The 12336-nt window shown below is 65.2% G+C and carries 9 protein-coding genes; 4 read left to right on the forward strand and 5 right to left on the reverse strand.

Going from position 1 to position 12336, the window contains the following annotated elements; translation table 11 throughout:
• Positions 1 to 50: 50 nt before the first annotated feature.
• Together VF557_05220 and VF557_05225 are read right to left on the reverse strand one after the other, a co-directional pair.
• Positions 51 to 776: a cation transporter gene (locus tag VF557_05220; GenBank protein HEX8079587.1), complete on the reverse strand. Its 726-nt coding sequence runs from the start codon at positions 774 to 776 to the stop codon at positions 51 to 53.
• Entirely contained in the window at positions 773 to 1153 is a 381-nt protein-coding gene (locus tag VF557_05225) for a metalloregulator ArsR/SmtB family transcription factor (protein HEX8079588.1), read from the reverse strand. Before VF557_05225 ends, VF557_05220 begins: the two co-directional genes overlap by 4 nt.
• Before the next feature lie 550 nt (positions 1154 to 1703).
• On the opposite strand from VF557_05225, the gene VF557_05230 reads away from it, so the two are divergent.
• The 3 genes from VF557_05230 to VF557_05240 are packed head-to-tail and all read left to right on the forward strand — an operon-like array spanning position 1704 to position 7908.
• The gene (locus VF557_05230) at positions 1704 to 2909 is read left to right on the forward strand and encodes a DUF6361 family protein (protein HEX8079589.1); all 1206 of its coding nucleotides are present in this window, start codon (positions 1704 to 1706) and stop codon (positions 2907 to 2909) included.
• Positions 2909 to 4714 carry a phospholipase D family protein gene (locus VF557_05235; GenBank protein ID HEX8079590.1) on the forward strand — a complete coding sequence of 602 codons (1806 nt, stop codon included), beginning with the start codon at positions 2909 to 2911 and terminating at the stop codon, positions 4712 to 4714. The genes VF557_05230 and VF557_05235 overlap by 1 nt, the downstream gene beginning before the upstream one ends.
• 23 nt (positions 4715 to 4737) lie before the next feature.
• On the forward strand, positions 4738 to 7908 hold the full coding sequence (locus VF557_05240; protein HEX8079591.1) for a helicase-related protein: 3171 nt from the start codon (positions 4738 to 4740) through the stop codon (positions 7906 to 7908).
• Positions 7909 to 7987: 79 nt separating this feature from the next.
• Here the strand turns inward: VF557_05240 and glnA are convergent, their stop codons facing one another.
• From glnA to VF557_05255, 3 genes are all read right to left on the reverse strand, one after another.
• Positions 7988 to 9412, reverse strand: coding sequence for a type I glutamate--ammonia ligase (gene glnA, locus VF557_05245; protein HEX8079592.1), 1425 nt, complete (start codon positions 9410 to 9412; stop codon positions 7988 to 7990).
• Positions 9413 to 9563: 151 nt separating this feature from the next.
• Positions 9564 to 10085, reverse strand: a complete 522-nt coding sequence (locus VF557_05250; protein HEX8079593.1) for an RDD family protein — start codon at positions 10083 to 10085, stop codon at positions 9564 to 9566.
• Between the two features lie 7 nt (positions 10086 to 10092).
• Complete coding sequence (locus VF557_05255; GenBank protein ID HEX8079594.1) at positions 10093 to 10857, reverse strand: DUF4191 domain-containing protein; 765 nt, start codon at positions 10855 to 10857, stop codon at positions 10093 to 10095.
• A 130-nt stretch (positions 10858 to 10987) separates the two neighbouring features.
• On the opposite strand from VF557_05255, the gene VF557_05260 reads away from it, so the two are divergent.
• Entirely contained in the window at positions 10988 to 12310 is a 1323-nt protein-coding gene (locus tag VF557_05260; protein ID HEX8079595.1) for a hypothetical protein, read from the forward strand.
• Positions 12311 to 12336 lie beyond the last annotated feature (26 nt).

Below are 12336 nucleotides of genomic sequence, written 5' to 3' on the forward strand. Positions count from 1 at the left end.
CGCCGGCGACGAGCGCGAGCGGGGGAACCCGCAATGGTCGTGTCACCGGTCTACCTGCCCTTCTCGGGTGCGCAGCAGCCGTCCGCGCAACCCGCGTCAGCAACCAGGCCGGGTGCGGTGGCGGTGTCGCTCAGAACGGGCCCGCAAGCGCAACCTTCGCCTCGCCACGCCTCGAAGCCTTCCCGGACCGCCACAGCGGCGATCACCAAGCCGGCGATGGGATCGGCCCACGACCAGCCCAGCGTGGCGTTGAAGAGCAGACCTGCCAGAAGCACCGCCGACAGGTACGTGCACAGGAGAGTTTGGGTGGAGTCAGCCACCACGGCGTTCGACCCGAGGCTCCTGCCGGTGCGGCGCTGCGCCCAGGACAAGAACGGCATGACCACCAGCGAAGCTGCGGCCAGGCCGATGCCGACCGCAGATGGGTCGGGTTCGTGGCCAACTATCAAGGCACGTAGCGACTCGAACGTCACATAGGCTGCGAGGACGAAGAAGGAGAGCGCCATCAGTCGCAGGGCTCGCCGCTCTCGCGACTCCGGTAGCGGGTGGCGGAACTGCCACAAGATGATCAGACCGCTGCTGACCTCGACGATCGAGTCCAGCCCGAAGCCGACGAGTGCGATCGACCCCGCGATCAGACCAGCGCTGATCGCGACAACCGCCTCGACCAGGTTGTAGGCGACCGAGGCGCCGGCGAGCAGTTGGGCGCGGCGACCCAGCTGCTGTCGACGGGTCGGGTCATCCACGTAGGTCGCGGCGTGCAGATGAGCGCTCATCCGTGGGCCACCTCACCGTAGACAGGGCAGAGCACCACGGCATCGCCGGTCGCTCGGAGCAGTTCCTCAGCCGCACTGAAGACCTTGAGCACAGCTTCAGGGTGTTCCAGCGAGTAGACCGATGACCGGCCAACCGGACGTGCATCCACAAGCCCGCAGTCCCTGAGGCACGCAAGATGCTTCGACACCGTCGACTGCGCCAGCCCCAGATGGGCCGTCAGCTCTGCGACGTTGTGCGCACCCAGCAGCAAGTGGCGCAGGATGGCCACCCGCGACGGGTCACCCATCCCCCGGAAGAGACATGCGGCCACAGCCGCGGCTGCATGCTCCGCCTGAGGTTCGGTCTGGTCCAAGGCATCGGTGCCAGTCATCGCCATATGACGATGTTAGAGCTGATTGGCGATGGTCGCGAACCGCAAACGCAGGGCGTTGGTGATCACGTTGCGGAAGGACCGCAGCCGGCGACCCTGCTAGATGTCGTAGTACAGCTCGAACTCGTACGGGTGCGGGCGCAGCCGGACCGGGTCGATCTCGTTGACGCGCTTGTAGTCGATCCAGGGCCTCGATCAGATCGGGAGTGAACACCCCGCCCTCTTGCAGGTACTCGTTGTCCTCTCCCAGTGCTCGAGCACCCGCTCCAGCGAGCCGGGCACCTGCGCGATCGAGGCGGCGCACTCGATTTGGTGCTCCGCAGAACGAGCGAGCGAGACCGAGCGGGCTGAGGGAGGATCAAGCCATGATGCCCGCGCCCAGCGATGACCTCGATCACGTCTGGAACCTGCCTTACGACCTGTCGTGCGGTGACAGCTGCGGATTGATGCTCCCTACCCGGCAAAAGACTTGGGGCGAGCCTTCGGCTTTCTGTTCAAGGACAGTGTCCGTCGCAAGCCATCGCTTGCTGCGCTCGTGGTTGCCTGAGCGGTGACCATGTCCGGCTCGACCTTCGGGTGGCTCGCGTATGACGCCTCCGAGAAGCAGCGCGCCTTGGAGGTCGTGGAGTCTCTCAAGCAACCTGGCACCGTCGATGAGCTGGGTATCGGGGTTATCCGCGACACGCTGGCACGGGTTATGTTTCCGGGGGCATCGGTCCTGCACACGCGAGCTCGCTATTTCACTTTCATCCCCGCGTTGATCTCCATCGCCGCACGCGAGGAATCGGTGGAGAAGGCGTCCAGCAAACTTCACGACCTAGAAGTCAGCCTCATCTTCGCGTTGCTCAAGGGAGATCCGACCGCCGAGGGTCTCATCGGTCGCGAAGCAAAGAGGAACCTCAAGCGCATGCCGTCCGCAGCGCACTGGGCGGCGCTGAGGCGCTATGGGTTGGTGACGGCTCAGAAGCGCTCGATAGATCAGGTTCTTCGTGCGGCCGTCGGTGCTGGCCGCCGTGCCGCGGCGACGGTACAGAACCCTGGCGACGACCACGACGCCTCGCGTCCTGTCTACGGCCTGGATGCGACAGCAGCTCATGGCTGGCTGCCTGACCATTGGCGTCGGGACGGGGCCACGTTCACGATGAAGAGCGCTGAGGCCGAGTACCTGCGTGAGCGAATCATGACGTCTACGGCTGGATCGCTGTACGAGTGGTTTCTCATCAATCGAGTGGCGCCTGCCGGCTTCAGGTACGTGTGGGATCACGATGATGTCGCTCGATTTCCAGCCAGAATGCGCTTGATCATGCGTCACGCCAAGTGCTTCCACCACCTGATCCAAGGGGCCGCCATCCTCTACAACCTCTATGTCTCGCGAATGGTCGAAGACGATGAACTCGTCGCCGCCTACGAGAACCAGTTCGAGGATTGGGACAGGGACATTCGTGACTTCCAGGTGCTCGCAGACTGGTCAATCGACGAGTTCATCACGGCGATACGCCAACTCAATCCGCGGCTCGGGCCGGTAACCGCGAACTTCGTGAAGCAATGGGATGGACTCGTGCGTCAACCACCGCAGAGTACTCGAGCGAACTCCATGGAGGAGCTCGTCAGGAGGCGTGAGTGGGATACGAAGAAGGCGCGCGCGCGACTGTTCAACCCCGCGGCTCGAAGCGACTGGCGAGGAAACGCCGGGCTGATTCCGCTGGATTACAACTGGAGCGTGGCTGCGCGCATCGTGAATGACATCCAGGAAGCGCTCTGATGCTGCGGCCTGAGAATCACGCTCTTCTAACGACCGCGTTGCGACCGCCGGTCGGCTATACGCTGGACCGCGCCGTCGGGACGACCTTCTCTCTCGACCTCATCGCCGTAGCGCTTGCTCAGCTGACCTTCGCGGCGCACGACCTCGGAGCAGACATCGACAACGTAGCGCCGATCGCGTTGTTGGACGCTCTTCGCCGACATGCCGACACGACGACCATCTTCGTCCAGGGCGGCGGCATCGCTGTGCCTAACAAGTACCGCCCGTTGATGACCATCCTCGAGGACTCGATTGTTGAGGTTATGCCCAAAGACGGCGTCTTCCACCCGAAGGTGTGGGCACTGCGCTTTGCGAGCCCAGCTGGGCATCGCTGCCACCGAGTTCTCGTACTGAGCCGCAACCTCACGTTCGACAGGACTTGGGACACGATGCTGCGGCTTGACGAGGCGAATCCCGAACCTGGCCACGAGTACCTGGATGGCCAGATGTTTGCCGAGTTCCTGCGTGAGTTGCCCGCCCTGGCCAATGGGGCGGTACCTGACATCGGTGACTTGGCAGCATCCTTGGCAGGAGCGCAGCTCGAACTACCCAAGCCTTACAACACGGCAGACGTCTGGGCTTTGGGTTTTGGGCGGGTACTCGATCCGGACTGGGCGGCCACCCGTGCTCTCATCGTCTCGCCGTTTCTTGGACAGAGCGTCGTCCAAGACATCGCAGGTCGTGTCGGAGAACTTCGGGTCCTGTCCACGCCGCAGGCGATTGACCTGATCGGTACCCATCCGAGGAACGCCAGTTACTTCACATTGAACCCCGCTGTGGATTCCGGCGAGGATGCTTGGAGTTCCCATGATCCGGGCGGCGAGGTGAAACCGGTTCAACCAGCCTCCGAGACGAGTCCACCGCTCAGTGGGCTCCATGCCAAGGTTGTGATAGTGGAGCACGGGTCCCATGCGTGGACCTTCACCGGATCAGCGAACGCAACCCTTGCCGGGTTCTCGCGCAATGTCGAATTGATGGTCGAACTGGTCGGACCGCGAGCCTCGACAGGAATCGACTCGATCTGGAAGTCCCGCCCGGGCGATTCCGGGCTGGAATCGCTCGTCATGCCGTACGAGCCTCGACCGCCCGAATCAAATGCGAAGCTGCGCGCCGACCTCGAGTGGGAACTGTTCGCCTTTCACTGTCATCTTGCTGGCCTCGATATCACCACGACGATCGAAGACTGCAGCGAGGACGAGTTCGCGCTCGTGGTCTGCGTCCCAGGGTCGTGGGACCCAGGGGTTCAATCAATCGCGAGGCCGCTGAGCCGACCAGACGGCAAGAACTTCGCAGCGCGAATGCGCTGGCAACCGCTCGGTATCGCGGCACTGACACCATTCCTAGTCGTGGAGAGTGCGGTGACAAGGAGCGGCATCACGATGACGAGGTCCTGTGTCCTCACGACGCGACTGATCGGAGACATCCCCAAACGTCGCGACCAGGTGCTCCGCGATGTGCTGAAGAGCAAGACCGATGTCCTCGCGTACTTGGCATTTCTTCTCGGAAACCCCGCGATCGAGGGTGGTGATGACGTCACTGGATTGACCGATAACTTGTCAGGAGCAGGCACCGACCAGTTAGCCGCACAGCCACCGGTCGTGCTGTTCGAACCCCTGATCCGAGCAGCACTCGGCGACGCGAGCGCCATGGAGCGAGTCGACTCCCTTGTGCGGGAACTAACCCGGCTGGGTGACCTCGACAAGCTACCTGATGGTTTCTCGGATTTGTGGGCGGTGGCCCAGGAGGCACACGGGAGCAGACGATGAGAAATGCCCAGAGGCCGGATGTAGTGACCGAGCTGGCTCATCTCAAGGATTTTCAGCGCGACACCGCGGCGTACGTCCATCAGAGGCTCTGGCTGGACCGGGACACCGAGGGGCGGTTCCTTGTCGCGGATGAAGTGGGGCTCGGCAAGACCATGGTCGGTCGCGGTGTCATCGCCACAACGATCGACCACCTATGGGATCAGCCCCAGGGAAAGCGGATAGACATTGTCTACATCTGCTCTAACGGCCAGATCGCCTCACAGAATCTGCGGCGCTTGAACGTCGCGGAGTACGAGACGGTCGAAGTGGACCGCCTCAGCATGATGCCGCTTGTGGTGGGCCAACTCCAAGGCTCTCGCGTGAACATTCTGAGCTTGACGCCCGGGACATCGATGGATGTCTCCCGAGGCCCTGGCAAGGCACAGGAGCGCGCGCTCCTTCACTATCTCTTGGCAGCCGGCCTGGAGAGGCCAGAGCTTCTCGGCCACGAGGGATGGGTTCGTTTCTTCCGCGGACAGGCAGGCACGCGAGGCTACTCGTACTGGCGTGACAGGATCGACCACTCGCGGGTAGATGTGAAGTTCGCTAAGAAGTTCGTGCGCCGCCTCAAGAAGCGTCGGGGCGGGAGTTCCGTTGTTGACTCGGCAATCGCGTTGACCAACCGACTCGCAGGCACTCCTGAAGAGGCTTCTCACGGTGTTCCGGAGGCACTGCGCATCGAGTGGCGCGCGCTCGTGGGCCGTATGCGGCACGAGGTGGCGTCGGCCGCAGTGGAACTTCTTGATCCCGACTTGGTGATCCTTGATGAGTTCCACCGATTTCGAAAGTTCCTGCGTGACGATGTCGAGGAGGACGATGCAGACAGCGACGCTGTGGCGCTTGCTCGCGCGATCTTCGACCACAAGAACAAGGCCGGAACAAGGGTACGTGTGCTGCTCTTGTCAGCCACGCCGTATGCGATGTTCACGCTTGCCGCCAACGCCTCGGCGGAGCACCACGAGAACGATTTCCACCTGACCACGGAATTCCTCGGGGGCAAGAGACTCGCGGAGTCGATACGAGCCAGACAACGTCTGGTTCGCGAGGCGGCTATGGGCCACCGTGACGCCGAACAAGGGAAGGTTGCGGCGCGGTCGGTAGAAGGCGACCTGCGGAAGATAATGTGCCGGACCGAGCGACTCGCTGTGTCCACGGATAGAGACGGCATGCTGAGGCAGCCGCCCATGGCCCCGCCCATGCCGACCTCGAGCGACATCCTGTCACTGGGTGCGGCAAATAGGCTCGTTTCTCTCGTGGGGTCATCCCAAGACCCGTTCGAGTTCTGGCGCGCTTCGCCCTATCTCGTGAATCTCATGGAGAAGAACTACGAGGTCAAGCGGCACTTGATTTCGCATCTCGACTCACCCTCGCAGGCGTTGATCGGGGCAGTCACAAGCGGACGAGGAGTCCTGCCCTGGTCAAAGATGCGCAAGTACGAGCAGATAGACCTCGGCAACCCCAAGCTTCGGCTGCTCTGGGATGACCTTCGTAAGCGGAATGCTCCGACCACGCCGTGGATTCCGGCGGCGCTACCGTATTACGAGCACCAAGGAGCGTTCGCTCGCGCGGCCGAAGCCGGACTGACGAAGCGCCTGGTCTTCTCGGCGTGGGCCGTTGCGCCTCGAGCGATCGCGACGCTGCTGAGCTATCAAGCGGAACAGCTGGCCCGGCCTACGGGAACCTATGACAAGGCTCATCACCCCTTGCTCGCTTGGGCGCGCTCGAAGAGCGAAGACGAGCGGATGCGTGGGATGCCCGTACTCGCGTTGACCTACCCCTTCGTTCGGTTGGCAGAGATCGGGGACCCACGAGCGATAGCTGCCGAACTCGGGCAGATTCCCGCCCGAACCCGAACTTTTCAGCGGCGTCTGGCCCGAATTATGGCTGGGGAACTCGCGAAGATGCCGTCCGGACAACGGTCAGGCCCCGTCGACGAGCGTTGGTACTGGGCCGCTCCGATGGCGATGGACCATGCGCACGACGCGGGGTCACACCGTGCGCACCTAGAGCAGGAGCGCTGGGTTGCCGGCAATGACGGCGGACTCTATGCGGACCACATCGCGGAAGCTGAGGACGCGACCTTGCCATGGCTGGCAACCTTGGGTCGGCGTCCGGATGACCTGCCGCAGGTGCTCGCACGCCTCGCCGTGGCAGGCCCCGGCGTCTGTGCCCTGCGAGCGCTGCACAGAACCACGCGCGGGACGGATCTGGACCATGGGCCTCTTCGAGAGTACGCGCACAGTATCGGCAAGGCATTCCGCAGCATGGTCAATTCGCGCGAACTTACCCACGTGATCGGCAAGCTGCATCCGTCGGAGGCATATTGGCGTGCCGTACTCATGACTTGTGTCGAAGGCAATCTCCAATCCACCCTCGACGAATTCGTCCATGTCCTGACCGACTCGAACGGATTGGTCTCCCTTGAAGACGACAAGCGACTCGAACTGCTCAGTGGCGCGCTCAGCGAAGTGCTGACACAGCGCGCCGGCACGCCGCAGGTGGACATCTTCAAGCCGTCTCAGCAGGGCGTAGCGGTCAGGTCTCAAGTCCTGCGCACTCACTTCGCGGTGAGGTACGGACGCGAACAGTCTGATGACAAGACTCGGCAGACGGAGAAGCGGGTCCGGGACGCTTTTAACTCACCCTTCTGGCCCTTCGTGCTGGCATCCACGAGCGTGGGACAGGAGGGCCTTGACTTCCACATGTATTCGCATGCGGTGGTCCACTGGAATCTGCCGAGCAACCCGGTCGACCTAGAGCAGCGCGAAGGGCGCGTTCATCGTTTCAAGGGCCACGCCGTTCGCAAGAATGTCGCCGCCGACCATGCCGCAGCGGCCCTTGATCTTGCCGTGCGGGATCCGTGGGAGGCGGTCTTCGCAGCGGCGCGAGCACAGGCGGCTAGTGCCGGTCTGGATGAAGTGACGCCCTACTGGGTGTATCCGAAAAAGGACGGTGCATTCATCGAGCGCTACGTGGTCGCCTCGCCACTCAGCCGTGAGACCGCTCGGTTCGAAGTGCTTGTTCGGATGCTGGCCGACTATCGGCTGACAATCGGTCAGCCTCGACAAGAGGACCTCATCAAGTACGTCGGGCAGCGAGACGACGTCGAGTGGATGTTGCTCAACCTTGCTCCGCCTCGGCTTGATAGCGAGTGACCGAGGAGTCTCGTACGCCGCACCTGCCGCCCACGGGGCGGAAGCTCATGGGCCAGCAGGCGCGGCACGGAGCGAAACCTCAGATGTCGTAGTACAGCTCGAACTCGTACGGGTGCGGGCGCAGCCGGACCGGGTCGATCTCGTTCGTGCGCTTGTAGTCGATCCAGGCCTCGATCAGGTCGGCGGTGAACACCCCGCCCTCCTGCAGGTACTCGTTGTCCTCCTCCAGGTGTTCGAGCACCCGCTCCAGCGAGCCGGGCACCTGCGCGATCGAGGCGGCCTCGTCCGGCGGCAGCTCGTAGAGGTCCTTGTCGATCGGGTCGGCCGGCTCGATCTTGTTGCGGATGCCGTCCACGCCGGCCATCAGCATCGCCGAGAAGGCAAGGTAGGGGTTGGCCGACGGGTCGGGCACCCGGAACTCGATGCGCTTGGCCCGGGGGCTGGTGCCGGTGATCGGCACCCGGATGCAGGCCGAGCGGTTGCCGGCCGAGTAGACCAGGTTCACCGGCGCCTCATAGCCGGGCACCAACCGGTGGTAGGAGTTCACCGTCGGGTTGGTGAAGGCCAGCAGCGACGGGGCGTGGTGCAGCAGGCCGCCGATGTAGTAGCGGGCGGTGTCGGACAGTCCCGCGTAGCCGGTCTCGTCGTAGAACAGCGGCTCGCCGTCCTTCCACAGCGACTGGTGGCAGTGCATGCCCGAGCCGTTGTCGCCGAACAGCGGCTTGGGCATGAAGGTCGCGGTCTTGCCGTTGCGCCAGGCGACGTTCTTGACGATGTACTTGAACATCAGGATCTGGTCGGCCGCGTGGGTCAGGGTGTCGAACCGGTAGTTGATCTCGGCCTGGCCGGCGGTGCCGACCTCGTGGTGGGCCCGCTCGAGCACCAGGCCGGCCTTCATGAGCTCCAGGCTCATCTCATCGCGCAGGTCTGCGTAGTGGTCATAGGGCGACACCGGGAAGTAGCCGCCCTTGACCCGGGTCTTGTACCCGAGGTTGCCGCCCTCTTCGGCCCGGTTGCTGTTCCAGGAACCCTCGATCGAGTCGACCGAGTAGCACGATCCGTTGATCTTGGACTCGTACCGGACGTCGTCGAAGATGTAGAACTCGGCCTCAGGGCCGAAGTAGACGGTGTCGGCGATGCCGGTCGAGGTCAGGTACTCCTCGGCTTTGGACGCCACCTGGCGCGGGTCGCGGTCATAGGGCTCGCCGGTGCGGGGCTCGACGATCGAGAAGTTCAGGTTGAGCGTCTTGGCGGTCCGGAACGGGTCGACATAGGCGGTGGCGGGGTCGGGCAGCAGCTTCAGGTCGGACTTGTGGATCGCGGCGAAGCCGCGGATCGACGAGCCGTCGAACATCAGGCCGTCGGTGAAGGCGTCCTGGGTGAAGCCGGACGCGGGCACGTTGAAGTGCTGCTGCACTCCGGGCAGGTCGGTGAAGCGCACGTCGACGAATTCGACGCCCTCGTTCTTGATGAAGCTGAGAATCTCATCGGAGCTACTGAACATTCGGCGGTCCTCGTCTGCCTCGGTGGGTGGGAATCACTGAAGGTGCTGCCAACCTAGGGCTGTCCGATTGCTTCCTGGTGTCTCAAGTGTTTCCGCGACGTTACGCCCGCCGTCCGGGGCCGGCCTGATGGCGGAGCCGGCAGGCGCTGGGTCAGTGCACGATCACGGCGGTGTCGGTCAGCCGGTCGTGCAGGCCCCGAAAGTCCTGATCGGCCACCAGCGCCGGGATCAGCGTCACCAGCAGCGCCGTGCGCACCAGCGCGCGCATCGGCCCGACCGGCAGCCTGGCGTCCACCCGGATCACCCGCAGCCCGGTCAGGTACATGCCCAAGGACCGGCCGAACAGCAGCAGCCCGACGAGGTAGTCCAGGGCCAACGGGATCAGGCTCCACTGGCCGGGCAGGTGGGCGGCCAGCCCGGGCAGGTCCTGGCGCGGCGCGAAGAGGCTCGCCACCAACCCGGCGGCGAGCACATCGAGGACGAAGGCCAGGATCCGGCGGCCGGTCGGAGCCAGCGATCCGGGGCCGGAGGGCGGCAGGCCGATCAGCTGGCCGCGGTAGGGCCGAGCCGACTTGTCAGGCCCAGCCGACTTGTCAGGCCGAGCCGACCCGCTGGACCGAGCCGATCCACCGGGCTGAGCCGACTTGTCAGGTCGAGCCGACCTGTCGGGCACTGTGAACTCAGCTCCGGCGGCGGGCCGCGCGCTGGATGCTGCGCATCTTGACCCCGCCGGGCATCGGACCCTGGGGGAGCGGGGCGCGCTGGGCCCCGAGCGCGGACAGCCGCCGGTCCAGGGCGACCACCTGCTCCTTGGACAGGTTGCGGGGCAGCTTCATCAGGTGGGTGTTGAGCTTGCCCAGCGGCACCTCACCCTCGCCGCGGCCGACCACCACGTCATAGATCGGCGCGTCACCGGCCAGCCTGGCCACCCGCTTCTTCTCCTGCGCCAGCAACGGCTTGACCCGTTGCGGGGCGCCCTCGCCGATCAGCACCACGCCGGGCCGGCCGAGCAGCCGGTGCACCGCGTCCAGTTGCGGGGTTCCGGCCACCGCGTCGGTCTTGCGCCAGTCACCGCGCAGTTGCCCCAGCACGTAGGCCGCCGCGCCGGCCTGGCCCTCGGCCTGGCGATAGGCCGAACTCTGCGCGCGCCGGGAGAACACGAACATCGCGGCGAGCAGCCCGAACATGATCGCCGGCAGGATCGGCAGCCAGACGCTGTCGGTGATGAGGAACGCCAGCAGGTAGAGCGGCACCGCGGCGAGGACGAAGGCGATGATCAGATACGGGACAAGCCGGGCGTCGGACTTGCGGGTGAGCGTGAAGGCCTGGCGCATTTGCTTGAACGAGTCACGCCGGGACTGCCTGCGCTGAGCGCGGGCGGCCTTTTTTTCGGCCTTGCTCAACTTCACCTTGCTGTTCCGCTTCGCCCCGGTCGATTGCGCCATGACAACAGGATAAGCCGTCGGCGAAAGATGTTTCACCCGCGTCAAGGTTTACCAGCTACAGTTACCTCAGTGTTAGTTTCTTACCGCCTGCGGGGGTGCAAAAACAGTGCGAATCCGACGTCCTGACCGAGTGGTGGCAGCTTTGCTGCTCGCCATGCTCGGCAGCTCGCTCGCACTGCTGGCCCAGCCCAGCGCCGCTTCCACGCTCGAAAGCTATGACGTCCGAGCCACGGTGCGATACGGCTGCGCCCCGGACAAGGGCGAGGACGACTTCGTCGAGGTCAGCCTCCGCGCCGTCGAGCAGGACCGTTTCGCCGATCACGAGATGGTGATGCAGGTCGGGCTGGCCGGCCCCGACACCGACTCCTACGACGTCTTCCCCGAAGGCGGGCCCAGCCTGGTGACGCTGGGCGAGAACACGACCAAGGTGCGACTCGCCGGCCCGGTGCGCGACAGCGATCACGTCTTCCTCAAGCAGCTGGACCGGCCCGAGGTCATCAAGCTGCCGCTGCAGGAGAGCTGCCACCGGATCAAGCCGACCAACTTCGGCCTGGACGAGCCGGGCGTCAAGGTCAGCGCCCAGAGCTGCACGGCAGGCTCGCGAGCCAACCTCAAGGTCACCCTGCAGAACCCCAACGAGGTGGACCGGCGGCTGGAGAAGATCGGCATCGAGCAGATCGACTACACCGTGCTGCTGGTGCGCCAGGACGGCCTGCTGGCCGGCGAGGAGCCGGTCGGGACCATGGTCAGCTTCGACGAGCCCAGCGCCTCGAGCATCACCCTCAGCCAGGTGGCGGCCAAGCCGGCCAACTTCCAGGTCCGGGTGATCGGCCTGGACGGCGCGGTGGTCAGCTCCCGCAGCATCCGACTCAGCTGCGCCAGCACCGGGCCCGCCCCCTCGACGCCCAGCCGGCCCAGCCCGAGCGTGTCGCTCAGCTCGCCGGGTTCGACGCCGCCGAACTCCTCGCGGCCGGCGTCCAGCACGCCGGCGCCGCCACCGACTGCCACGGTGTCACGCCCGCCCACCTCGCCGGCGCCCACCAGCTCAGCGGCGACGAGCACCCCGGCAAGCTCGGTTCCGGCGCCCACCACCAGCCGGCCCGCGACGAGCCAGCCCCCGACCAGCCAGCCCGTGACCAACCCGCCGGTTGCCTCGTCCTCGGCCGTCGGCCCGCCGCCCAGCAGCGCCAGCTCGCCGGCGCCCCGCCCCAGCAGCAGCGCCGCCCGGCCGTCAGCCACGCCGTCAGACGTCGAGCCGCCCAGCTCGGCGCCGGCCGGCCCGGCGTCTCCCAGCCCGACGCAGAGCTCGTCCACCATCCGGCTGGTCGAGCCCCGGCCCGACTACGGGGCCCTGCCGATGTTCCAGAAAGAGGCCGCCCTGGTGGTCCTCGCCTTCTCCGGGGCGATGGCGGCGTTGGTCGGCGTGACCGTGGTCAACGCCCGCCGCCGCTGACCGCAGGCGCGCCCAGCCTGGGCAGT

The sequence above is a fragment of the Jatrophihabitans sp. genome (assembly GCA_036389035.1).
GTDB lineage: Bacteria > Actinomycetota > Actinomycetes > Mycobacteriales > Jatrophihabitantaceae > Jatrophihabitans_A.